This is a genomic window from Georgenia wangjunii, assembly GCF_036421975.1.
In the GTDB taxonomy this organism is placed as follows: domain Bacteria; phylum Actinomycetota; class Actinomycetes; order Actinomycetales; family Actinomycetaceae; genus Georgenia_A; species Georgenia_A wangjunii.
The window spans coordinates 63803-87260 of sequence record NZ_JAZGON010000011.1 but is presented as its reverse complement, the minus strand read 5'-3'; the positions used below and the strand labels follow the sequence as shown (position 1 = coordinate 87260).

General features: G+C 74.4%; 21 protein-coding genes. 11 read left to right on the top strand and 10 right to left on the bottom strand.

The window, feature by feature from the left end; translation table 11 throughout:
- Positions 1-53 precede the first annotated feature (53 nt).
- The 3 genes from V2J63_RS14290 to V2J63_RS14280 all read left to right on the top strand — a co-directional run bounded on the left by V2J63_RS14290 (position 54) and on the right by V2J63_RS14280 (position 2365).
- Positions 54-290 carry a DUF3046 domain-containing protein gene (locus tag V2J63_RS14290; RefSeq protein WP_331231657.1) on the top strand — a complete coding sequence of 79 codons (237 nt, stop codon included), beginning with the start codon at positions 54-56 and terminating at the stop codon, positions 288-290.
- A 279-nt stretch (positions 291-569) separates the two neighbouring features.
- Entirely contained in the window at positions 570-1619 is a 1050-nt protein-coding gene (gene recA / locus V2J63_RS14285) for a recombinase RecA (RefSeq protein WP_331231656.1), read from the top strand.
- A gap of 242 nt (positions 1620-1861) precedes the next feature.
- Entirely contained in the window at positions 1862-2365 is a 504-nt protein-coding gene (locus tag V2J63_RS14280; protein ID WP_331231655.1) for a regulatory protein RecX, read from the top strand.
- Positions 2366-2505: 140 nt separating this feature from the next.
- Here V2J63_RS14280 and V2J63_RS14275 read toward each other — a convergent pair whose 3' ends face one another.
- The 4 genes from V2J63_RS14275 to V2J63_RS14260 form a co-directional block, all read right to left on the bottom strand.
- A complete protein-coding gene (locus V2J63_RS14275) occupies positions 2506-3363 on the bottom strand; it encodes an amino acid ABC transporter permease (protein WP_331231654.1) in 858 nt (285 codons plus the stop codon).
- Positions 3360-4061: an amino acid ABC transporter permease gene (locus V2J63_RS14270; protein WP_331231653.1), complete on the bottom strand. Its 702-nt coding sequence runs from the start codon at positions 4059-4061 to the stop codon at positions 3360-3362. Before V2J63_RS14270 ends, V2J63_RS14275 begins: the two co-directional genes overlap by 4 nt.
- 140 nt (positions 4062-4201) lie before the next feature.
- Positions 4202-5068, bottom strand: coding sequence for a glutamate ABC transporter substrate-binding protein (locus V2J63_RS14265; RefSeq protein ID WP_331231652.1), 867 nt, complete (start codon positions 5066-5068; stop codon positions 4202-4204).
- A gap of 32 nt (positions 5069-5100) precedes the next feature.
- Positions 5101-5880 carry an amino acid ABC transporter ATP-binding protein gene (locus V2J63_RS14260; protein WP_331231651.1) on the bottom strand — a complete coding sequence of 260 codons (780 nt, stop codon included), beginning with the start codon at positions 5878-5880 and terminating at the stop codon, positions 5101-5103.
- A gap of 218 nt (positions 5881-6098) precedes the next feature.
- Here V2J63_RS14260 and miaB point away from each other — a divergent pair, with 218 nt between their 5' ends.
- Genes miaB through dapF form a run of 3 tightly spaced genes read left to right on the top strand, consistent with a single transcriptional unit; the run spans position 6099 to position 9511 of the window.
- Positions 6099-7676, top strand: coding sequence for a tRNA (N6-isopentenyl adenosine(37)-C2)-methylthiotransferase MiaB (gene miaB, locus V2J63_RS14255; RefSeq protein ID WP_331231650.1), 1578 nt, complete (start codon positions 6099-6101; stop codon positions 7674-7676).
- Positions 7673-8587 carry a tRNA (adenosine(37)-N6)-dimethylallyltransferase MiaA gene (gene miaA / locus V2J63_RS14250; RefSeq protein WP_331231649.1) on the top strand — a complete coding sequence of 305 codons (915 nt, stop codon included), beginning with the start codon at positions 7673-7675 and terminating at the stop codon, positions 8585-8587. The genes miaB and miaA overlap by 4 nt, the downstream gene beginning before the upstream one ends.
- 9 nt (positions 8588-8596) lie before the next feature.
- Positions 8597-9511, top strand: coding sequence for a diaminopimelate epimerase (gene dapF / locus V2J63_RS14245; RefSeq protein ID WP_331231648.1), 915 nt, complete (start codon positions 8597-8599; stop codon positions 9509-9511).
- A gap of 22 nt (positions 9512-9533) precedes the next feature.
- On the opposite strand, the gene V2J63_RS14240 is transcribed toward dapF, so the two are convergent.
- Entirely contained in the window at positions 9534-10157 is a 624-nt protein-coding gene (locus V2J63_RS14240; RefSeq protein ID WP_331231647.1) for a class I SAM-dependent methyltransferase, read from the bottom strand.
- A 150-nt stretch (positions 10158-10307) separates the two neighbouring features.
- Between V2J63_RS14240 and hflX the strand changes: the two genes are divergently transcribed.
- From hflX to V2J63_RS14225, 3 genes are read left to right on the top strand one after another with little or no spacing between them, the layout of a single operon-like run.
- Complete coding sequence (hflX, locus tag V2J63_RS14235) at positions 10308-11813, top strand: GTPase HflX (protein ID WP_331231646.1); 1506 nt, start codon at positions 10308-10310, stop codon at positions 11811-11813.
- Positions 11810-13888 carry an ATP-dependent DNA helicase gene (locus V2J63_RS14230; RefSeq protein WP_331231645.1) on the top strand — a complete coding sequence of 693 codons (2079 nt, stop codon included), beginning with the start codon at positions 11810-11812 and terminating at the stop codon, positions 13886-13888. Before hflX ends, V2J63_RS14230 begins: the two co-directional genes overlap by 4 nt.
- Positions 13889-13931: 43 nt before the next feature.
- On the top strand, positions 13932-14894 hold the full coding sequence (locus tag V2J63_RS14225; RefSeq protein WP_331231644.1) for an L-lactate dehydrogenase: 963 nt from the start codon (positions 13932-13934) through the stop codon (positions 14892-14894).
- A 34-nt stretch (positions 14895-14928) separates the two neighbouring features.
- Here V2J63_RS14225 and lexA read toward each other — a convergent pair whose 3' ends face one another.
- Positions 14929-15651: a transcriptional repressor LexA gene (lexA, locus tag V2J63_RS14220; protein ID WP_434056338.1), complete on the bottom strand. Its 723-nt coding sequence runs from the start codon at positions 15649-15651 to the stop codon at positions 14929-14931.
- 172 nt (positions 15652-15823) lie between these two features.
- On the opposite strand from lexA, the gene V2J63_RS14215 reads away from it, so the two are divergent.
- Positions 15824-16345 carry a LysM peptidoglycan-binding domain-containing protein gene (locus V2J63_RS14215; protein WP_331231643.1) on the top strand — a complete coding sequence of 174 codons (522 nt, stop codon included), beginning with the start codon at positions 15824-15826 and terminating at the stop codon, positions 16343-16345.
- 46 nt (positions 16346-16391) lie between these two features.
- Positions 16392-16874, top strand: coding sequence for a transcriptional regulator NrdR (gene nrdR / locus V2J63_RS14210; protein WP_331231642.1), 483 nt, complete (start codon positions 16392-16394; stop codon positions 16872-16874).
- Between the two features lie 232 nt (positions 16875-17106).
- Here nrdR and V2J63_RS14205 read toward each other — a convergent pair whose 3' ends face one another.
- Genes V2J63_RS14205 through V2J63_RS14190 form a run of 4 tightly spaced genes read right to left on the bottom strand, consistent with a single transcriptional unit; the run spans position 17107 to position 23386 of the window.
- Positions 17107-18816 (bottom strand): AMP-binding protein, encoded by a 1710-nt coding sequence (locus V2J63_RS14205; protein WP_331231641.1) that lies wholly within the window; start codon positions 18814-18816, stop codon positions 17107-17109.
- Positions 18817-18866: 50 nt separating this feature from the next.
- Positions 18867-19886, bottom strand: a complete 1020-nt coding sequence (mgrA, locus tag V2J63_RS14200; RefSeq protein ID WP_331231640.1) for an L-glyceraldehyde 3-phosphate reductase — start codon at positions 19884-19886, stop codon at positions 18867-18869.
- Positions 19887-19913: 27 nt separating this feature from the next.
- Positions 19914-21131, bottom strand: a complete 1218-nt coding sequence (gene serA, locus V2J63_RS14195) for a phosphoglycerate dehydrogenase (RefSeq protein ID WP_434056341.1) — start codon at positions 21129-21131, stop codon at positions 19914-19916.
- Positions 21131-23386, bottom strand: coding sequence for a HelD family protein (locus V2J63_RS14190; protein ID WP_331231638.1), 2256 nt, complete (start codon positions 23384-23386; stop codon positions 21131-21133). Before V2J63_RS14190 ends, serA begins: the two co-directional genes overlap by 1 nt.
- Between the last annotated feature and the right edge of the window lie 72 nt (positions 23387-23458).

Genomic DNA, 23458 nt, shown 5'->3' with positions numbered 1-23458 from the left:
TGGCATGCGGGGCCGGGGCCGACAGGAGGGCGGCGGCGCGCGATGATGGTGCCGTGAAGCACTCGGAGTTCTGGCAGGTCGTCGACGAGACGTTCGGCCCCGCCCACGGCCGCTCGCTCGTGAGCGACCTCGTCCTTCCGCAGGTGGGCGACCGGACGGGCGCGGTTGCGCTGGCCGCCGGCGAGGCGCCCCAGCGGGTGTGGGACGCGATCTGCACCGAGATGGAGCTCGACGAGGCCGTGCGCTGGCGGCACCGCGGCACGATGGACGGCAAGCGCCGCCGGGGCTGAGCCGCGTCCGCGCGCCGCCCCGGAGCGCCGCTCAGCTCGCCCGCGACACGCCCGCACGACGTGTCGTCGTCGAACGCCTGTTCGGGCTACGCTTCCCGCACAGGAGAGGACGGGAGTGCACGATCCACAGCCAGTGGGGGTGCAGGACCGGATGTCGGTGGTCGGACATAGCCTCCCCCCAGGAAGCCGCCCGGAGAGGGCGGGCCCTGGACAGACCAGCCCCCGGACCGCCCGGTGAGCCGCACGAGCAGCTCGCCCCATCAGCAGAGGTGACACACCATGGCCGCTCCCGTAGCAGACCGCAGCAAGGCCCTCGAGGCCGCGCTCAGCCAGATCGACCGCCAGTTCGGAAAGGGCTCGGTCATGCGGCTGGGCGATGACACGCGGCCCCCGGTCGCCGTCATCCCCACCGGTTCGGTCGCGCTCGACGTCGCGCTCGGTATCGGTGGGCTCCCGCGCGGCCGGGTCGTCGAGATCTACGGCCCGGAGTCCTCCGGCAAGACGACCGTCGCGCTCCACGCCGTCGCCAGCGCGCAGAAGGCCGGCGGGATCGCCGCCTTCATCGACGCCGAGCACGCCCTCGACCCGGAGTACGCCAAGCGTCTCGGCGTCGACACCGACGCGCTCCTCGTCTCCCAGCCGGACACCGGCGAGCAGGCGCTCGAGATCATGGACATGCTCATCCGTTCGGGCGCCATCGACATCGTCGTCATCGACTCCGTCGCCGCGCTCGTGCCCAAGGCGGAGATCGAGGGCGAGATGGGCGACTCCCACGTCGGCCTCCAGGCCCGCCTCATGTCCCAGGCGCTCCGCAAGATCACCGGCGCCCTGTCCTCCTCGGGCACGACCGCGATCTTCATCAACCAGCTCCGCGAGAAGATCGGCGTGTTCTTCGGCTCCCCGGAGACGACGACGGGCGGCAAGGCGCTGAAGTTCTACGCCTCCATCCGCATCGACGTCCGCCGGATCGAGACCCTCAAGGAGGGTGGCGAGGCGGTCGGTAACCGGACCCGCGCGAAGATCGTCAAGAACAAGATGGCCCCGCCGTTCAAGCAGGCCGAGTTCGACATCGTCTACGGGCAGGGCATCTCGCGCGAGGGTGGCCTCATCGATCTCGGCGTCGAGCACGGCATCGTCCGCAAGTCCGGCGCCTGGTACACGTACGAGGGCGACCAGCTCGGGCAGGGCAAGGAGAACGCGCGCAGCTTCCTCCGCGACAACCCCGAGCTCGCCGACGAGATCGAGGTCAAGGTGCTGACCAAGCTGGGGATCGGCGCCTACGCCGTCGACCCGAACGCCCCGGCCGCTGAGCCCGCGGTCGAGTTCTGAGCATGGCCCCGCGCGGTACCGGCGGGTCGGGTCCCGAGGGAGCCGACCCGGCTCGCCGGTCGCGGAGCGGCGGGTTCGGGAGCGGCGGTTCCCGGAGCGGCGGGTTCGGGAGCGGCGGCTCGTCGGGTGGTGGCGCTGGTCGTGCGCGCCGCCGCGCCGGAGGCGACGGGAGCCGCCGGGCGCGCCCCGAGCCACCGGCTGCCGGCGCCGCCGCGGTCGATCCGGAGCCGGACGCCGCGGAGGTGGCGCGGACGATCGCGCTGCGCCTCCTCAGCGCCGCCCCGCGCAGCCGGGCGCAGCTGGCGGAGAAGCTGGCCGCCCGTGACGTGCCCGACGACGTGGCCGACGCGCTGCTCGACCGGTACGAGGAGGTGGGCCTCCTCGACGACGCCGCGTACGCCGACATGCTCGTGCGCACGCGCCACGCCGAGCGAGGGCTCGCCCGGCGCGCCCTCGCCCAGGAGCTGCGCCGCAAGGGCATCGACGGCGACGTGGCGCAGGCGGCGCTCGAGCAGGTCGAGGACGAGGACGAGCTCACGGCGGCCAGGACCCTCGTCGCGCGCCGGGTCGACGCGACGCGCGGGCTCGAGCGCGAGAAGCGTCGTCGCCGTCTCGGCGGGATGCTCGCGCGGAAGGGCTACCCGCCCGGCGTCGCCATGCGCGTCGTCGACGAGGCGCTCGCCGCGGAGGGCCAGGACGGCGCCGAGGACAGCAACGACGCCGAGCATCTCGACGACCTGCCCTGACGTCTCGCTCACCTGAGCGCAGGTGCGGCGCTCCGCCACGCTGACCGCGCGGCTCGCCTCGTGCAGGTGCGGCCCGATGAAGCCGGGCGGCGCCGGTGCGCGTCCGTGCGCCGGCGCTCGCCGTGGCGTCAGCGCCGCCGTCAGTCCGGCTCGATGTTGCGGGGCCGTGCCCGGACCCCGCCAGCGGTCCGGTGGGAGAGGCGCCGCGCGATCCGCCCCGCGACCCAGGTGAGTCCGTAGTTGACGACGATGAAGATCGCCGCTGCCACGATGAGCGACGGCAGGAGGTTGGCCTGCGAGCTGCCGACGAGGCGCGCCTGCCGGAGGAGCTCCGGGTACGTGATGATGTACCCGAGCGCCGAGTCCTTGAGGATGACGACGAGCTGGCTCAGCATCGACGGCAGCATCGCGATGAGCGCCTGCGGCAGCTCGACGATGCGCAGGGACTGGCCGCGGGAGAGACCGATCGCGAGCCCCGCCTCGCGCTGCCCGCGCGGCAGGCCGTGGACGCCGGAGCGGACGAGCTCGGCGATGACCGCGCCGTTGTACAGGGTGAGGGCCAGCACGACCGCGTAGAGCGGCGCGTCGCTCGGCGCGACGATCCCGCTGTTGGACAGGCCGAAGTAGAAGAAGATCATCATGATGAGCACGGGCACCGCGCGGAAGAACTCGACGACCGTGCCGCTCAACCAGCGGACCGAACGCGCCTGCGAGAGGCGCCCGAGACCGAAGAGGAGGCCGAAGGCGTTCGCGCCGATGATCGCCCAGAACGCGGCGATGAACGTCGCCCGCAGGCCGGGCACGATGTAGAACTGCCAGACGTCGGCCGTGAGGAAGGGCGCCCACTTCGCCGCTGTCAGCTGTCCCTTCCCCGCCAGCGCGTAGACGACCCACGCCAGGACGGCCAGGAGCACCGCCGCGCCGACGACGTTGACGAGCGCGACGCGACGGCGTCCGCGCGGGCCGAGGACGTCGAACAGGACGCGCTCCGCACTCATCGGGCCACCGCCATCCGACGGGAGAGCGCGGTCGTCGCCAGCCCCATGGGTAGGACGATGGCGACGAAGCCCAGGGCGAAGAGCATGAAGATCGCGACGATGAGGTCGGGCCGGAACTCGATCATCGTGTTCATGATCGACGACGCCTGGACGACGCCGGCCGCCTGGGCCACGGTCGTGTTCTTCGTCAGCGCGATGAGGGTGCTGCCCAGCGGGGCGATGGCCCCGCGAAACGCCTGGGGCAGGATGACGAGGCGCATCGACTGGCCGAAGCCGAGCCCGATCGCCCGGGCCGCCTCCGCCTGGCCGCTGGGGACGGTGTTGATCCCGCTCCGCAGCGCCTCGCACACGAACGCCGCGGTGTAGACCGACAGACCGAGCACCGCGAGGCGGAAGCTGTTGGTCGCGAGGTATCCGGGCACGTCCGTACGGGTGAGGACGACGTCGAGCTGGCCCCACAGGCCGAGGGAGCAGAAGACGATGACGAGCGTGAGCGGTGTGTTGCGCACGACGTTGACGTACGCCGCCCCCGCCGCACGCAGGCTCGGCGCGGGGCTGACCCGCATCATGGCGAGCACGGTGCCGAGGATGAGGGAGCCGACAGCGGCGTACAGCGTCAGCTGCAGCGTCGCGCGGAACCCGCCGAGCACGTCGTACGTGCTCAGCAGCTCGGAGAAGTCCGCGACGTAGTCGCCCATGCGTCACCTCCCTCGGTGGTCAGAGCAGAGCGGGTGTGGCTGGAGCCGGCGGCTGGAGCCCGCGGGTAGAGCCAGCGGGTCGGACAGAGCGGGTGGTGGAGCCGGGTGTCGAGAGCCGGCCGAGGCCCGTGGGCCGGTGCTCAGGCGCAGGTCTCGAGCTCTGTCGGCGGGTTGAGGTCGGGGTTCGGCGTGTACGTGTCGCCGACGTTCTCGGCGATGAGCTGCTCCCACGTGCCGTCCTCGATCATCTCGGTGATCGCCGTGTTGATGTCCTCGCACACGTCGTTGTCCTGGGGGAGGCCGACGCCGTAGTACTCCTCGGAGAACGGGGTGCCGACGACCTTGAACTGGCCCTCGTACTCGGGCTGCGCGGCGTAGCCGGCGAGGATGATGTCGTCCGTCGTCACGGCGTCGACCGTGCCGGCGGCGAGGAGCTCGACGCACTCGGAGTACCCGACGGTCGGGAACAGCTCGACCCCCTCGGAGTACTCCTCGCGGATCCGCTCGGCCGAGGTCGAGCCCTCGACGGAGCAGAGGACCTTCCCGTCGAGGGAGTCGGGTCCGGTGATCTCGGTGTCGTCCGCGGCGACGAGAAGGTCCTGGCCGGCCACGAAGTACGGGCCGGCGAACGCGATCGTCTCCTTGCGGGAGTCGGTGATCGAGTAGGTCGCGAAGATCATGTCGACCTGGCCGTTCTGGAGCATCGTCTCGCGCTGCGGGGAGGGGGTCTCGACCCACTCGATGTCCTCCGCCGCGTAGCCGAGCTGCTCGGCGACGTGCGTGGCGACGGCCACGTCGAACCCGGTGTAGTCCGAGCCCTCCTGGAGGCCGAGGCCGGGCTGGTCGAACTTGATGCCGATCGTCACCGACCCGCCCTCGCTGCCCGCGTCGGTCGTGCTGCCGGCGTCGGCCGTGTCCTCGCCGCCGCCGTCACCACCGCCGCACGCGGACAGGGCCAGGGCGCCGGCCAGGGTGAGGGCGGCTGCTGAGTGTCGCTTGCCTCGCATGGGTCGTCTCCTTACGTCGTTCGTGCTTGTCATCAGTGGCTGAGCAGCTTGGACAGGAAGTCTTGGGCGCGGGCGGAGCGGGGGTTCGTGAAGAACTCCTCCGGTGTGGCCTCCTCGACGATCTGGCCGCCGTCCATGAAGACGACGCGGTCCGCCGCGCGGCGCGCGAAGCCCATCTCGTGGGTGACGACGATCATCGTCATGCCGTCCTTGGCGAGGGCGGTCATGACGTCGAGGACCTCGTTGATCATCTCCGGGTCGAGGGCCGACGTCGGCTCGTCGAAGAGCATGACCTTGGGCTGCATCGCGAGCGCGCGGGCGATCGCCACGCGCTGCTGCTGGCCGCCGGAGAGCTGGGCGGGGAGCTTGTCGGCCTGGTCCGCGACACCCACCCGGGTGAGGAGCTCCATGGCGCGGGCCTTCGCGTCCTTCGCGCGCACGCCCTTGACCCGGACAGGTCCGAGGCTGACGTTGTCGAGGACCGACTTGTGGGCGAAGAGGTTGAACGACTGGAACACCATCCCGACGTCGGCGCGCAGCTTGGCCAGCGCCTTGCCCTCCTCGGGCAGCGGGACGCCGTCGATGGCGATCGTCCCGGTGTCGATCGTCTCGAGGCGGTTGATCGTGCGGCACAGCGTCGACTTCCCGGAGCCGGACGGCCCGATGACGACGACGACCTCCCCCCGTGTGACGGTGAGGTCGATGTCCTGCAGGACGTGGAGGTCTCCGAAGTGCTTGTTGACGCCGTGCATCTCGACGAGGGCGTCGCCGGGGCGAGCGCTCGGCGCACCGGCGCTGGTCGGGTCCGTCATGGGGGCCAACCTAACGGCCGGATGTTACGCGGGCCGTCATTTGCACCTCACGGTGCGGTCACGATCCGTGCGCGGCGCTCCGGTCGCGCCCGAGCGCGGCGCCCACGCGCGCCGCCCGGGCCGGCTTGCCCGCACCCCTGACGACCCGACGGCAGAGCTCGCGCCCCCTCTTCCGCCCCGCGGGGAGCGCCCTCGGGCGGACCTAGACTGGGACCACGATGACTGCTCAGACCACCGCCCCCGCCGCCGGACCGGCGGCGCCGCCCGCCCCGCGCACGTACCTCGTGCGCACGCTCGGCTGCCAGATGAACGTCCACGACTCCGAGCGCCTTGCCGGCATGCTCTCGGGCGCCGGCTACGTCCCGGTCGCCGACGCGCCGTGGGCGCAGGCCCGGGCCATGGAGTCAGGGGACACGCTCGCCGAGGGCGCGGACGTCATCGTCATCAACACGTGCTCCGTCCGCGAGAACGCCGCGACCCGCCTCTTCGGCAACCTCGGCCAGCTGGCGAGCGTCAAGCGCACCCGCCCAGGGATGCAGATCGCCGTCGGCGGGTGCCTCGCCCAGCAGATGCGCGAGGGCATCGTCGAGCAGGCGCCGTGGGTCGACGTCGTCTTCGGCACGCACAACCTCGACGTCCTGCCGGCGCTCCTCGAGCGCGCCCGGCACAACGCCGAGGCGCAGGTCGAGATCGAGGAGTCCCTCAAGGTCTTCCCCTCGACGCTGCCCACGCGGCGCGAGTCCGCCTACGCGGCGTGGGTCTCGATCTCGGTCGGGTGCAACAACACGTGCACGTTCTGCATCGTCCCCCACCTGCGCGGCAAGGAGCGCGACCGCCGCCCGGGCGACGTCCTCGCCGAGATCGAGGCCGTCGTCGCCCAGGGGGCCATCGAGGTGACGCTGCTGGGGCAGAACGTCAACTCCTACGGCGTCGGCTTCGGGGACCGCGGCGCGTTCGCCAAGCTCCTGCGGGCCGCCGGGGCGGTGCCGGGGCTCGAGCGCCTGCGGTTCACCTCCCCCCACCCCGCCGCGTTCACCGACGACGTCATCGAGGCGATGGCCCAGACCCCGACCGTCATGCCCCAGCTCCACATGCCCCTGCAGTCGGGCTCGGACCGCGTCCTGCGCGCCATGCGGCGCTCGTACCGCTCCGCGAAGTTCCTCGGGATCCTCGACCGCGTGCGGGCGGCCATCCCCGATGCCGCCATCAGCACCGACATCATCGTCGGCTTCCCCGGTGAGACCGAGGAGGACTTCGCCGCCACGCTCGACGTCGTCGAGGCGAGCCGGTTCGCGAGCGCGTTCACGTTCCAGTACTCCCCGCGCCCCGGCACCCCCGCCGCGGACCACCCGGACCAGGTGCCGGCCGACGTCGTCACCGAGCGCTACGCCCGGCTCGTCGCGCTCCAGGAGCGCATCGGCACGCGGGAGAACGAGCAGCAGGTCGGGCGCACCGTCGAGGTGCTCATCGCGGACAGCGGCGGCCGCAAGGACGGCGCCACGGCGCGGGTGAGTGGCCGGGCGGCGGACAACCGGCTCGTCCACGTCGCGCTGCCCGCCGGCGCGACGGAGGTCCCCCGCCCCGGGGACATGGTCACCGCCGTCGTCACGCACGGCGCCCCGCACCACCTCGTCGCGGACAGCGCGCTCACCGGGGGCACGTACGCGCTGCGCCGCACGCGCGCGGGCGACGCCTGGGAGCGTCGCGGCAGCGACGACCACGACCACGGTGCGGCCCCCGCCGCGGCCGGCCCCGTCACGCTCGGGATGCCCGCGCTGCCCCCGCGGGCGCGGTGACCCCCCTCGTCGTCGCCGTCGTCGGGCCGACGGCGACCGGCAAGTCCGACCTCGCCCTCGACCTCGTCGACCTCCTCGGGGGCCCCGCCGCCGCCGAGGTCGTCAACGCCGACGCCATGCAGCTCTACCGCGACATGGACATCGGCACGGCCAAGCTCGCCCCCGCCGAGCGGCGCGGGGTCGCCCACCACCAGCTCGACGTCCTCGACGTCACGCAGGACGCGAACGTCGCGGCCTACCAGGCCCACGCCCGCGCCGACCTCGCCGCCATCGCCGCCCGCGGCCGCACGCCCGTCCTCGTCGGCGGCTCGGGGCTCTACGTGCGCGCGGTCCTCGACCACCTCGACTTCCCGGGCACGGACGCCGACGTCCGCGCCCGTCTCGAGGAGCGCGTCGAGGCCGAGGGGAGCCGGACGCTGCACTCCGAGCTGGCCCGGCTCGACCCCGCTGCCGCCGAGCAGATCGGCCCGCGCAACGCCCGCCGCATCGTGCGCGCGCTCGAGGTCATCGCGCTGACCGGGCGCCCGTACTCCGCCACGCTGCCGAAGCACACCTACCGCGTCCCGGCCGTCCAGCTCGCCGTCGCCGTCCCGCGCCCCGAGCTCGACGAGCGCATCGCGCGCCGTGCCGCGGCCATGGTCGCCGGTGGGCTCCTCGAGGAGACCGCCCGGCTCCGCGAGCGCGGGTTCAGCCGCACCGCCGCCCGCGCCGTCGGGTACGCCCAGGCGATCGCCGCCCTCGAGGGGCGCACGGGCGTGCCGGAGACCGTCGAGGAGATCTCCGTCGCGACCCGCCAGCTCGCGCGGCGGCAGGAGAAGTGGTTCCGCCCGGACCCGCGCGTCCACTGGCTCGAGCCGGGCGCGGACCTCGCTGCGCGGGCGCTCGCGGTCGTGCGCGCCGCCACGCCGTAGGCTCGGGGCGTGGCCACACTGCGCTCCCCGCTCGCCAGAACCCGCCTGACGAAGGGGCACGGCACCGAGAACGACTTCGTCCTCCTCACCGACCCCGACGGCGCGCTGAGCATCGGCGCCGACGACGTCGCCGGCGTCTGCGACCGGCGTGCCGGCATCGGCGCCGACGGCCTCATCCGGGCGGTCCGCTCGCGCGCGGTGCCCGAGGGGGCCGACGTCCTCGCGCAGGACGCGTCGGCCGAGTGGTTCATGGACTACCGCAACGCCGACGGCTCCGTCGCCGAGATGTGCGGCAACGGGATCCGCGTGTTCGTCGCCTACCTCCTGCGCGAGGGGCTCGTCACCCTCGGGGCGGGCGAGGCGCTCGCCGTCGGCACCCGCTCCGGCGTGCGGCACGTTCGCCGCAGCGGGGAGGACTACACCGTCGACATGGGTCGGTGGCGGATGCCGGGCGGCGCACGGGCGATCGAGGAGGGTTACGACGTCATGGTGGGGGTCGCCGGGCTCCCCGGGCCGCGGGCGGGCCTGCGCGTCGACGTCCCCAACCCGCACACCGTCGTCGCCCTCCCGGACGTCGCGGCGCTCGAGGCGGCCGACCTCGTCCAGGTCATCGCCGTCGAACCCGTCCCGGCCGCCGGCACGAACGTCGAGCTCGTCGTCCCCCTCGGTGAGGAGGAGATCGGCGGGGAGGTCGTCGGCACGATCCGCATGCGGGTCCAGGAGCGCGGCGTGGGGGAGACCCGCTCGTGCGGCACGGGCACGTGCGCCGCAGCGCTCGCGGTGCGGGCGTGGGCCGGCGCGGGGGCGCCGGACGCGTGGCGCGTCCTCGTCCCCGGCGGGCAGGTCGAGGTGCGGGTCGTCGACGGCGAGCGCGTCGAGCTCACGGGCCCGGCCGTGCTCGTCGCGGACATGACCCTCCTGTAGCTGCGCGCCGGCGCTCAGCCCCTCACGACCTGGGGCGCACCGTCAGCACGCGGTACCCCTTCGCGCTCGTCAGCCGCTCGGTCGGCATGGCGAGCTCGGTCTCGATCCACCGGTGCAGGGAGTCGGCGCCGAGGTTGCGCTGGACGACGAGGTGGGCGCGGCCCGTGGGCGCGAGCCGGCCGAGCCAGGTGCGCAGGAGCTCGTGCAGCGCCACCTTCCCGATCCGGATGGGCGGGTTCGACCAGATCTCGTCGAGGCCCGCACCCGCGGCGTCGAGCCCCTCGAGCGCCGCCGGCGCCGTGAGCGCGCGGAGGTTCGTCAGCCCGAGCGCCGCGGCGTTGCGCGCCGTGAGGTCGACCGCCCGCTCGTTCACGTCGGCCGCCCACACCGTGGCACCGGGGGAGGCCTGCGCCATCGCCAGCGCGATGGGTCCCCACCCGCACCCGACGTCGGCGAGGTGCCCGCTCGCCGGCGGGTCATCGACGGCGTCGAGGAGCACGCGCGTGCCGAGGTCGAGGCGGTCGCCGGAGAACACCCCGGGCGCGGCCTGGACCGTGACCCGACGGCCCCGGAGCGTGACGTCGAGGTCGCGCAGCTGCTCCGCGGAGGCGGGGCGCGCGGAGAAGTAGTGCTCGGGGGTGCTCACGCGGGCAACTTACCGGAGCGTCCGGACGCGCTTCGCCCTGGGGATATTCGCTCGCACCGCCCGGCCCGGCGTGGGACCCTGGGAGGCAGGTTCCGGGCGCACCACCACCGCGTCCGCGCCAGACCCAGACCCCCGCAGGACAAGGACGACATGACCCCCAGCGACCACCCCACCCACGCCGATCCCACGCAGCCGCGAGGTGCGCAGGAGGCCGCGGAGGACGTCGTCGCCCGGATCCTTGCCCGTGCCGGCACGGCGCTCCAGGTCGAGGACGCCGGCGGCAGCAGCGCCGACGGCGACCAGCTCGAGCGCGAGGAGCGCTCGGCGCTGCGCCGCGTGGCGGGCCTGTCGACCGAGCTCGAGGACGTCACCGAGGTCGAGTACCGCCAGCTGCGCCTCGAGCGGGTCGTCCTCGTCGGGCTGTGGAACACCGGTTCCGCCGAGATCGCCGAGGTCTCCCTACGCGAGCTCGCCGCGCTCGCCGAGACCGCCGGGTCGACCGTCCTCGACGGTCTCCTCCAGCGCCGCGCCACGCCGGACCCGGCGACCTATCTCGGCTCGGGCAAGGCGGCCGAGCTTGCCGAGCTCGTCGCCGCCGTGGGCGCGGACACCGTCGTCGTCGACGGTGACCTCGCGCCCTCGCAGCGGCGCGGGCTCGAGGACGTCGTCAAGGTCAAGGTCGTCGACCGCACGGCCCTCATCCTCGACATCTTCGCCCAGCACGCGAAGTCCCGGGAGGGCAAGGCCCAGGTCGAGCTCGCGCAGCTCGAGTACCTGCTCCCGCGCCTGCGCGGGTGGGGTGAGTCGATGTCCCGCCAGGCGGGTGGCCGGGTCGCCGCCGGTGCGGGCATCGGCTCCCGCGGGCCGGGTGAGACGAAGATCGAGCTCGACCGCCGCCGCATCCGCACGCGCATGTCCCGGCTCCGTCGTCAGATCGCCGCGATGGCGCCCTCGCGCGAGACGAAGCGCTCCTCCCGCCAGCGCTCGCAGGTCCCCGGTGTCGCCATCGTCGGGTACACGAACGCCGGCAAGTCCTCGCTCCTCAACCAGCTCACCGGGGCGGGTGTCCTCGTCGAGAACGCCCTTTTCGCCACGCTCGACCCGACGGTGCGCCGCGCGGAGACGCCGGACGGGCGTGCCTTCACGCTGAGCGACACGGTGGGCTTCGTCCGCTCGCTCCCGCACGAGCTCGTCGAGGCGTTCCGCTCCACCCTCGAGGAGGTCGCCGAGGCGGACCTCATCCTCCACGTCGTCGACGCGGCTCACCCGGACCCGGAGGGACAGGTGAGCGCCGTGCGCACCGTCCTCGCGGACATCCCCGGCGCGGACGACCTCGCGGAGATCGTCGTCCTCAACAAGGCGGACCTGGCCGAGCCCGACGCCGTCACCCGCCTCCTCACGCGCTACCCCGGCGCCGTCGTCGTCTCCGCGCGCACCGGTGCGGGGATGAACGAGCTCCGTGACCGGCTGGCCGAGGCACTGCCGCGCCCCGCCGTCGAGGTCGACGTCGTCGTGCCCTACTCGCGCGGCGACCTCGTCTCACGCGCGCACTCCACCGGCGAGGTCATCGCGGAGGAGCACATGGGGGACGGCACCCGCCTCCAGGCACGGGTCGACGAGACGCTCGCGGCCGAGCTCGTCGCCGCCCAGGCGTGAGCGGCGGCGAGGCCGCGCTCGGGATCCTCGACGTCGCGGTCGCGCGCCTCGGCGGGAGCCGGCGCGCCGGCCAGGAGGAGATGACGACGGCGATCTGCGACGTCCTCGCCGAGCCCGCGCCACTCCTCGTCCAGGCCGGCACGGGCACGGGCAAGTCGCTCGCCTACCTCGTGCCCGTCCTCGAGCACGCCGCGCGCACCGGGGAGCGGGCCGTCATCTCGACGGCGACGCTCGCGCTCCAGCGCCAGGTCCTCACCCACGACGTCCCGCTCGTCGCCGACGTCCTCGCGGAGCGGACGGGGGTGCGCCCCGCCGTCGCGCTCCTCAAGGGCTGGCAGAACTACGTGTGCAAGCACAAGGTCGCCGGGGGGTACCCCGTCGAGGACGAGCCCGGGCTGTTCTCCGTCAGCGCGGCCACGGGGGAGTCGCCCGCCACGGCTGCTCCCGTCCCCGCGGGCGGGTCGGCCGCCGGCCTCGGCGAGCAGGTGCTCCGCCTGCGCGAGTGGGCGCAGGAGAGCGAGACCGGGGACCGGGACGACCTCGTCCCCGGCGTGAGCGAGCGCGCGTGGCGCCAGGTGTCGGTGACGAAGCTCGAGTGCCTCGGGTCCGCCTGCCCCATGCTCGCCGAGTGCTTCCCCGAGGCGGCACGGCAGGCCGCCCGCGACGCGCACGTCGTCGTGACGAACCACGCCATGCTCGGCATCGCCGCGTCGGGCTCGCCCAACGTCCTTCCCGAGCACGACGTCCTCGTCGTCGACGAGGCCCACGAGCTCGCCGAGCGCGTCACCGCCGCCTCGACGCTCGAGCTCTCCGCCGCCGTCGTCGAGCGCACCGCCCGCCTCGCGCGCAAGCACACGGGCATCCCCGCGACGACGCTGGACGCCGCGGCCGCCGCCCTGCGCACCCGCCTCGAGGTCGTCCCCGACGGCCGGCTCCGCGACGGCTTGCCCGCCGCGCTCCTCGACGCCGTCACCCTCGTCGCCTCCGGCAGCCGCGAGATCCTCGCCGCCGTCCGCGGGGAGGGCGTCGAGGCGGAGGCCGGTGGGCGCGCCATGGCCCGCTCCGCGGTCCTCGTCCTCGCCGAGACCGCCGAGCGCCTCCTCGGCGACGGCGTCGCGCGCCGCACCGACGTCCTGTGGTGCGAGCGCGCCCGGGGTGGCCTCGAGCAGCCCCGGCTCCGGCTGGCGCCGCTCGACGTCGCCGGCCCCATCGCGTCCCGGCTGCTCGCCGGGCGCGCGAGCGTCCTCACCTCCGCCACCCTCGCCCTCGGCGGCACGTTCGACCCGATGGCCCGCACGCTCGGCCTCACGCTCGTCGGCCGCGCGGGCACCGATGCCGCCCCCGCGAGCACTGACGGCAACGGCGACGGCGACGCGCCGCGACGTCCGACGGGCCCGTGGCACGGGATCGACGTCGGCTCGCCCTTCGACTACGGCCGGCAGGGGATCCTCTACGTCGCCCGGCACCTCCCCCCGCCCGGGCGCGACGGCACGAGCCCGGCGACGCTCGCCGAGATCGTCGCGCTCGTCCGCGCCGCCGGCGGGGCCACGCTCGGGCTCTTCTCCTCGCGCCGGGCCGCCGAGGAGGTCACCGAGGCGCTCCGGGCCGAGCTCGACACCCCCGTCCTGTGCCAGGGCGAGGACCAGCTCCCCACGCTCGTCCGCCAGTTCGCCGCCGACGTGCCGACGAGCCTCATGGGCACGCTCTCGCTGTGGCAGGGGGTCGACGTCCCTGGGCCGACGTGCCGGCTCGTCCTCATCGACCGGATCCCGTTCCCGCGCCCCGACGACCCGGTCCGCTCCGCCCGGTCCGAGGTCGTCGCGGCCGCCGGCGGCAACGGGTTCATGTCCGTCGCCGCCTCGCACGCCGCCCTCCTCCTCGCCCAGGGCGCCGGGCGGCTCGTGCGCTCGACGAGCGACCGCGGTGTCGTCGCCGTCCTCGACCCGCGGCTCGCGACGGCCCGCTACGGCAGCTTCCTCACCCGCTCGATGCCGCCCCTGTGGCCGACGTCCGACGGCGAGGTCGCGCGGGCGGCGCTGCGGCGCCTCGCGGCGGACGCACCGGCGCCCGCCTAGGGTGGTCCCCGGACGCCCAGGCAGGGCGACGAGGAGGTCGATCATGGCAGAGACGAGCGGGCACCGACCGAGCAAGGTGGCGATCGTCGGCGCGGGCGCCGTCGGGTCGACCCTCGCCTACGCGACCCTCATGCGCGGGGCCGCCGGCCACGTCGCGCTCTACGACGTCAACCGCGCCAAGGTCGAGGCCGAGGCGCTCGACCTCGCCCACGGCATCCAGTTCATGCCGCCGGCGCGCATCGAGGGCTCCGACGACGTCGAGGTCTGCCGCGACGCCGACGTCGTCGTCGTCACGGCCGGCGCCAAGCAGAAGCCCGGCCAGTCGCGGATCGACCTCGCCGCGAGCACCGTCGCGCTCATGCGTACGGTCGTGCCCCGGCTGACCGCTGTGGCGCCGGACGCGGTCTACCTCATGGTGACCAACCCCGTCGACGTCGTCACGCAGGCCGCGCTGACCATCTCCGGCCTGCCGCCGCACCGGCTCTTCGGCTCCGGCACGGTCCTCGACACCTCCCGGCTGCGCTACCGCCTCGCCGAGGAGTGCGGCCTCGCGGTGCAGAACGTCCACGCCTACGTCGTCGGTGAGCACGGTGACACCGAGATCCCGCTGTGGAGCTCGGCGATGCTCGGGGCCGTCCCGCTCCTCGACTGGAGCACGACGCACGCCCCGCTCCTCGACGCCGGCTCCCGCGCGGCCATCGCGGCCGAGGTCGTCGACTCGGCGTACCGCATCATCGCGGGCAAGGGTGCGACGAACTACGCCGTCGCCCTCGCCGGCGTGAGCATCATCGAGGCGATCCTCCGGGCCGAGAACCGCGTCCTGTCCGTCTCGACGCTGCTGACGGACTACGTCGGCATCTCCGACGTGTGCCTCTCCGTGCCCACCGTCGTCGGGCGGGCGGGTGCGGGCGAGAAGCTCGTCCCGCCGATGACGCCGGCCGAGGTGGCCGGGCTGCGGGCGAGCGCCGACCGCATCCGCGGCGTCGTCCGCGAGCTCGGCTACTAGACCACACCGGCCCCGCCGGCCCCGGGCGCGCCCCTCAGAGGCTGCGCAGGACAGAGACGACGCGCCCGAGCACCTGCGCGTCGTTGGCGGGGATCGGGGAGTAGGCCGCGTTCGCCGGCAGGAGCCACACGGAGCCGTCGCGGCGCTGGAAGGTCTTGACCGTCGCCTCGCCGTCGATCATCGCCGCGACGACCTCGCCGTTCTCCGCCACCTGCTGGCGGCGCACGACCACCCAGTCCCCGTCGCAGATCGCGGCCTCGACCATCGAGTCGCCGGCGACGCGCAGGAGGAAGAGCTCGCCGTCCCCGACGAGCTGCCGGGGGAGCGGGAAGACGTCCTCGACGACCTGGTCGGCGAGGATCGGGCCACCCGCGGCGATGCGGCCGACGACGGGCACGAGGCGCGCCTCGGGCGCGTCGGTGCCCTCCTCGGGGCTGAGGTGGGTCGCGAGGCCGCGCGGTCCGGTGACCGCGGAGGCAACGATCTCGATCGCGCGCGGGCGGTTGGGGTCCCGCCGCACGTACCCCTTCTTCTCGAGCACCGTGAGCTGGTGCTTGACCGAGGACGGGCTCGTCAGGCCGACCGCCTCACCGATCTCGCGCATGCTCGGCGGGTAGCCCCGCTCGGAGACCGCCCGGCGGATGGTCTCGAGCACGAGGCGCTGGCGCTCGGTCAGCCCGCCGTCCGCGGCCGGTCGCTCCGCGAGCTCGTGGATCGAGGCGCCGGTCTCGGCGGGTGACTCCTTGGATGCGCTCACGGTGGGCTCCTGTGCCTGCGATGTCAGTGGTCGGTGATGGGCTGATCCAGTCACAGCGTAGGAGGCCCACGCCGGCAGATCAAACATCTGTTCGACGGTGTGTCGACATCGGCGCCGCAGCGCGCTACGGTATCGCACAGGCGTTCGACGTACACACGTTCGAGGAGGCATCATGAGCACTATCGCGGCCCTGCCCGTCACCGCACCCGTGAGGTCCGCGCGGCCGCGGCTCGAGCTCGTCCGGCCGGGCTTCGTCCCGCGCCCGGCCGAGGCCCCGGCCCACCGCCCCGCCGCCCCGCGGCCCGCCGTCGCGCGCCCCACCCCGGCTCGCGCAGCGGCGGCCCGTCCTGGTCCCGCGCGCCCCGCGGCGGCCGTCCGGCCCCGCGTCGAGGCCCGTACCCGCCAGCACCTCACGGCGCGCGGGCGGGCCGTCGTCGCGACGTTCGCCTTCCTTGCGGCGACGACCGCCGCGGTCGGCGTCGGCGCGTGGGCGGGGCAGGCCGGAGCCGCCGGGGCGGAGGGGCCCGTGACGGCAGTGACCGTCGGGGCCGGCGAGACGCTGTGGGGCATCGCCGCCGGCGCGGCCGCCCCGGGGGAGGACGTGCGTGACGTCGTCGACGAGATGCTCGCGCTCAACGGGCTGTCCTCCGCCGAGCTGCGGGCCGGTCAGCAGATCCTCGTGCCCGCCTCCTGAGGACGGGCGGTTGCACCGCGAGGGGGCGCGCACCTACGGTGCAGACGTGCACTGCCCCTTCTGCCGCCACGAGGACTCCCGCGTCATCGACTCCCGCACGGCCGAGGACGGGTCGGCGATCCGCCGGCGACGGCAGTGCCCGAGCTGCGGGCGGCGGTTCACGACGCTCGAGACGTCGAGCCTGTCCGTCATCAAACGCTCCGGCGTCGTCGAGCCGTTCAGCCGCGAGAAGGTTGTCTCCGGGGTGCGCAAGGCGTGCCAGGGCCGTCCGGTCTCGGACGACGACCTCGCCCTCCTCGCCCAGCAGGTCGAGGAGGCGGTGCGCGCGAGCGGCGCCGCCCAGATCGACGCCCACGAGATCGGTCTCGCGATCCTCGGCCCGCTCCGTGCGCTCGACGAGGTCGCCTACCTCCGTTTCGCGAGCGTGTACTCCGCCTTCTCCTCCCTCGACGACTTCGAGGCGGCCATCAAGGCTTTGCGGGCACAGCACGCGGCCCCCGACGGCGAGCCCGCCGCCCCCGTGGCCTGAGGGCACCGCACGCGTCCGGTCGCGCGGCGCTGGAGGGCGGCGCTAGGGTGCCCAGCACGGCGCGTGGACGACGGCCCCGCCCACCGGCCGGTCGGCTGACCGGCGGAGCGGGCGGCGAGGTTCCCGCCCCAGGAACGGCCGGGGACGGCGGCGGAGGGGAAGCCGCCGCCGTCACCGGCTCCCCCCGCCCGCACCGGCGCACCGCAGGCGCACCGCACCGCAGACCGCCCGCTCAGGGCGTCGGCGCGGCCCCCTCGTCGCGCATGAGGCGCTCGCGCACGCTGCGCCGCAGGACCTTGCCCAGCTGGGAGCGGGGGAGCTCGGCGAGGACGGCGAGCTGGCGCGGCACGGCGTAGCGGGAGAGCCGGTCCTCGCACCACCGGCGAACGGACTCGAGGTCGACGTTCGCACCCGCCTCGAGGACGATCGCGGCGACGACCCGCTCGCCCAGCGCGCCGGCCGGCACGCCGACGACGGCGACGTCCGCCACTCCCGGCATCGCCCGAACGGCCTCCTCGACCTGCGACGGGTAGATGTTGAAGCCCCCCGAGATGATGAGCTCCTTGATCCGGTCCGCGAGGGTGACGAACCCGTCCTCGTCGACCGTGACGATGTCGCCCGTGCGCAGCCAGCCGCCCGGCAGGAGGACGGCGGCGCTCTCCTCGGGGTCGTCGTAGTAGCCGCCGAAGACCTGCGGGCCGGAGATGAGGAGCTCACCGGGGGTGCCGGGCGGGACGTCCCGTGCGGGGTCCTCGGGGTCGACGACCCGGATCTGCGTCGAGGGGAAGGGGATCCCCAGCGTGCCGGGACGCCGGTCCTCGCTCAGCGGGCTCCCGAGGGCGACGGGGGAGCACTCGGTCATCCCGTAGCCCTCGATGATGAGCCCCCCGGTCGCGGCCTCCCAGCGGGCGGCGACCTCGCCGTCGAGGGCCATGGCGCCGGAGATGGCGAACCGGATCGTGCTGAGGTCGGCGCCCTTCTCCGTCGCGGCGGCCGCGAGGCGGTCGAACATCGGGGGGACGCCCGGCATGAAGGTCGCCGGCCGGCGGCGCATCGCGGCGAGCACGGTCTCGGCGTCGAAGCGGGGCAGGATCACCTGCGTCGCGCCCATGCTCACCGCGAAGGTGAGGCAGAGGGTGAGGCCGAAGGCGTGGAAGAACGGCAGGACGCCGTAGATCGTCTCCTCACCCTCGACGAGCCCCTGGACCCACGCCCGGCCCTGCGTGGCGTTCGCGAGGAGGTTGTGGTGCGTGAGGGCGACGGCCTTGGGCGAGCCGGTCGTCCCCCCGGTGTGCATGAGGACGGCGGGGTCGCCCGAGGCGGGCAGCGGGTGCGTGCTCGCGACCGGCTGCGCCTTCCCCACCTCGCGGTCCCAGCTCCGCACGCCGGGCGGGACGGGGCCGCGCAGGGCGTCGCGCTGGGCGCGGGCCGCGGCGAGCGGGAGCCGCAGGAGGACGCGCGAGCGGCGAGGCAGCCCGGCGGAGAGGTCGACGGCGAAGACGGTGCGTCCGCCGAGGTCCCTGTCCGGGCACACCGCCGGGAGCGACTTCTCCCAGACGACGGCGACGCGAGCGCCGTGCCGCGCGAGCTGGGCCTGGACCTCCGCCGTGGGCGCGAGCGGGTTGTGCTCCGCGACGACCGCACCGAGCCGTAGGACGGCGTAGAAGGCGACGACGTGCTGCGGGCAGTTCGGCAGGACGAGCGCGACCCGGTCCCTGGCCCGCACCCCCGCGGCGGCCAGGAGCCCCGCCGCCTGCTCGACCTGGGCGGCGAGCTCGCGGTACGTCGTCGTCCCGCCGAGGAAGTCCAGCGCCACCCGGTCCGGGAAGCGCGCGGTCGCGTCGGCGAGGAGCGTCGGCAGGGGCTCCGCGGGCACGGTGACCTCGGCGGGCACGCCCGGTGCGTAGAAGGGGCGCGCGGGAGGGACGGTGGTGCCGGTCATGCGACGAGGCTAACTTACGCCTGCGTAGGTTCGCGCGCGGGCCCCGGTGCTCAGCCCCAGATGTTGATCCCGGCCTCGACGGCGTGGGCGTCGATCTGCGCGAGCTCGTCCGCGCCGAGCTCGAGGTTGTCCAGCGCCGCGAGGGAGTCGTCGAGCTGGGCGACGCTCGAGGCGCCGACGAGGGCCGTCGTCACGCGCTCGTCGCGCAGGACCCACGCGAGGGCGAGCTGGGCGAGCGTCTGCCCGCGCGCCGCCGCGATGTCGTTGAGTGCGCGGACGTGGGTGAGGTTCTCCTCGGTGAGGAACTCCCGGCGCAGCGACCCGCCGCGCGCGGCGCGCGAGCCCTCGGGGACCCCACCGAGGTACTTGTCGGTGAGCATGCCCTGGGCGAGCGGGGAGAAGACGACCGTGCCCATCCCCGCGCCGGCGATGACGTCGAGCGCGCTCGGCTCGCCCGCCTCGATCCAGCGGTTGAGCATCGAGTACGAGGGCTGGTGGACGCTGAGACGCAGGCCGATCTCGGCGGCGACGCCCACCGCCTCGGCGGTGCGCTCCGCCGAGTAGGAGGAGATGCCGGCGTAGAGCGCGCGGCCCGAGTCGACCGCCGTCTTGAGCGCGCCCATCGTCTCCGCGAGCGGCGTCGTCGGGTCGTCGCGGTGGCTGTAGAAGATGTCGACGTAGTCCAGGCCCATCCGGCGCAGTGACGCGTCGAGGGAGGCGAGGAGGTACTTGCGCGAGCCGCCGTCGCCGTAGGGCCCGGGCCACATCTCGTAGCCGGCCTTCGTCGAGATGACGAGCTCGTCCCGGTACGGCGCGAGGTCGGTGGCGAGCATCCGGCCGAAGGACTCCTCGGCCGAGCCGGGCGGCGGCCCGTAGTTGTTCGCGAGGTCGATGTGCGTGACGCCGCGGTCGAACGCGTGCAGGACGATGTCGCGCTGGGTCTGGACGGGGTTCGCGTCGCCGAAGTTCTGCCACAGCCCGAGGGCGATGGCGGGCAGGTCGAGCCCGCTGCGCCCGCAGCGGCGGTAGGGCGTGGTGGAGTAGCGGTCCGGGGCGGCGACGTAGGTCATGCCATGCACGCTACCGCCGCCCGTAGGTCAGCTCGCGCGCAGGACCCGTAGCCGGATGGTGTCCTCGACCTCACCGAGCGCGGCGACCGCCTCCGGCGGGAGCTGGGCACCGATGTCGGTGATGACGTAGCCCATGTCGCCGGACGTGCCGAGGATCTGCCCCTCGATGTTCGCGCCGTGCTCGGCGAACGCCTGGTTGACGAGCGCGAGGACGCCGGGGGTGTTCCGGTGGAGGTAGGCCACCCGGTAGCGCGCCGTCGGCGCCGGGTCGAGGACGAGCGAGGGGACGTTGACGCTCATCGTCGTCGTCCCGTCCGCGACGTACCGGGCGAGCTTGTGCGAGACGAAGCTGCCGATGCCCTCCTGCGCCTCCTCGGTCGAGCCCCCGACGTGCGGGGTGAGGATGACGTTGGGCAGGCCGCGTAGCTCGGACTCGAAGGGGTCGCCGTTGCGCTTGGGCTCCGTGGGGAAGACGTCGACCGCCGCGCCCGTGATCCGCCCGTCGAGGACGTGGTCGCGCAGGGCGGCGTAGTCGACGAGGAAGCCGCGCGAGAGGTTGAGGAAGATGGCCCCGGGCCGCATGCGCTCGAACTGCTCGCGGCCGAACATGCCCGCGTTGCCGGCGCGCCCGTCGACGTGGAGCGTGACGACGTCGGCCACCTCGAGGAGGTCCTCGAGGCTCCCCATGCGCTGAGCGTTGCCGAGCGCGAGCTTCTCGGCGTTGTCGTAGAAGACGACCCGCATGCCGAGCGCCTCGGCGAGGACGGAGAGCTGGGTGCCGATGTTCCCGTAGCCGACGATGCCGAGCGTGCGGCCCCGCACCTCGTGCGCCCCGGCGGCGGACTTCTCCCACACCCCGGCGTGGAGCGCGCTGTCGCGCTCGGTGAGCCGCCGGTTGAGCGCGATGATCTCGGCGAGGGTGAGCTCGACGACGGAGCGCGTGTTGGAGAAGGGCGCGTTGAAGACCGCGACGCCCCGCCGGGCGGCGGCGCGCAGGTCGACCTGGTTCGTCCCGATGCAGAACGCACCGATGGCGAGCAGCTGGGGCGCGGCCTCGAGCACCCGGGCGCTCACCTGGGTCTTCGAGCGGATGCCGAGCACCTGGACGTCGTCGTCCAGGGCGGCGATGAGCTCGTCCTCGTCCATGGCACCGGGGTGCCGGACGACGTCGAGACCGACACCGCTCAGGGCGACGTCGGCATTGGGATGGGGGTTCTCGAGGAGCAGTGCGCGCACGCGGGCCATCATCCCGCACTCCGTGGGGCGGGATGACCCTCCATCCGCTGGTCGGACTCGGCCAGGCCCCCCGGCAGGTCGCCGGAGTGGACGACGTGGAGGCGGCGGGTCGGGCGGGTCATCGCCACGTAGAGGTCGCCCGGGCCCGTGGCGAGCACCTCCGCGGGCTCGAGGAGGACGACGACGTCGAACTCCAGGCCCTTGGCGGCGACCGGGTCGACGACGAGCGCCCGCGCCGCGAGCGGGTCGCCGCCCTGGGCGCCGAGCACGCCGTCGAGCCGCGGTGCGAGGAGCTCGTACACCTCGGCGGTCCGCCCCGCAGGGACGACGACGGCGAGCCGGCCCTCGCTCAGCTCCGCGAGCTCGGCGGCGACGACGCCGGGGAGCCCCGCGAGGCCCGTCCGGGTGGCGCGCAGCGAGTCGGGCACGTCGCGGGCAGAGCGGGCGGGCACGGCGAGGGCCGCGCCCTGGGCGCGGAGCACGGACGCGGCGGCGTCCATGACCCGGGAGGGCGTGCGGTAGTTGATCGTCAGCGCCTCCTCCCGGAGGTGGTCCTTGGCGGCGATCCCGAGGACGTCCGTCCACGAGCGGGCGCGCACGTGGCCCGAGCGCTGGTCGAGGTCACCGACCAGTGTCATCGAGCGCGTGGGGCAGCGGCGCAGGAGCGCGCGCCACGCCATGGGGGAGAGCTCCTGGGCCTCGTCGACGACGATGTGCCCGTACGTCCACGCCCGGTCGCCGAGCGCCCGCTCGGCCGTCGTCAGCCTCGCGTCCCGCTCGGTGAACCGGCCGGCGAGGGTGGCGGCGTCGACCATCCCGCCGCCGAGGTCGTCCGCGGCGATGGCGTGCTCGGCGTAGGCGACCTCGGCCGCCCGCTCGGCCGCCCGCGCGCGGCGGGCGCGCTCCGCCTCGGGGCGCTCGAGCTCGCCGAGGAGGGTCGCCAGCTCGTCGAGCAGCGGCAGGTCCGCGGGTGTCCACGGCGCGTCCGGCTCGCGCCGCAGGAGCGCACGCTCGCGGCGCGTGAGGCCGTGGCCGTGGCGCCCGAGCAGCTCGGGGTCGGCGTAGAGGCGGCGCAGGAGCTGGGCGGGCTCGGTCGGCATCCAGCGCAGGTTGATCTCGCGCCGGGCGTCCGGCGCCTCCCGCAGCGAGGCGAGGAGGTAGCCGCGCTCGCTGTCGACGTCGAGGCCCTTGTCCAGCGCCCACCTCCGCACGAGCTGCTCGAGGACCGCGTTCGCGTACGTCTTGCGCGCGACGTTGTGGGGCTTGCCCGTGCGCCGGGCCCGCTCCTGGGCGCGGCGCACGTCCTCGGGCTCGAGGACGACCGTCTCGCCGTCGACGTCGAGCGCGACCGGGGCGGCCAGGCCGCGGGGCAGCGCGCGCACGGCGCGGCGCAGGACGTCGGCCATGACGGCCCGGCCCTTGACCTCCGCCGCGGCCTCGTCCTCGGTGCCCGGCGCGGGGACGTCCGCGAGGAGGTCCTCGAGGGTGGTCGCGACGACGTCGCTCTCGCCGAGCGAGGGCAGGACCTGCTCGATGTAGCGCAGGAACACGCGGCTCGGCCCGACGAGGAGGACGCCGGAGCGCTCGAGGCGCTCCCGGTGGGTGTAGAGGAGGTAGGCCGCGCGGTGGAGGGCGACCGCCGTCTTGCCCGTGCCCGGCCCGCCCTGGACGACGAGGATCCCCTCCCGCGGGGACCGGATGATGCGGTCCTGCTCCGCCTGGATCGTCGCGACGATGTCCGCCATCCGCCCCTCGCGCGCGGCGGACATGGCCGCGAAGAGCGCGCCCTCGCCGGTGAGGCCCTCGACATCCGGTGCCTCCGCGTCGAGCAGCTCGTCCTCCGCGCCGACGACGGAGCGTGCGCGGGTCATGAGGTGCCGGCGCCGCACGACGTCGTCGGGGTTGGCTGCGGTGGCCTGGTAGAAGGGGCGCGCCGCCGGGGCGCGCCAGTCGATGAGGAGCGAGTCGTGCTCGGCGTCGGACAGCCCGATCCGCCCGATGTAGCGGCGTGTGGCGTCGGCGAGGTCGAGCCGTCCGAAGACGAGGCGGTTCTCCACCTGGTCGAGGCGGGCGAGGGTGTCCTCGTAGTGGGCCGCGAAGGCGTCCCGCTCGGAGCGGTTCTGCGGCGACCCGGAGGGGCCGGCGCGGCGGACGGCCACGAGACGCTCGCGGTAGTCCGCGCGCAGCTGGTCCAGCCGGGCGTAGGCGCCGTCGACGAACGTCTGGTCCTCGGCCCACACGCTCGGTGCCGCCGTCGGGTTCACCGCCACGGGTCCTCCGCTCACTCGCACCCGGTCTCGTCCGGGCAGGCAGACCATTATCAACGACGAGCGGAC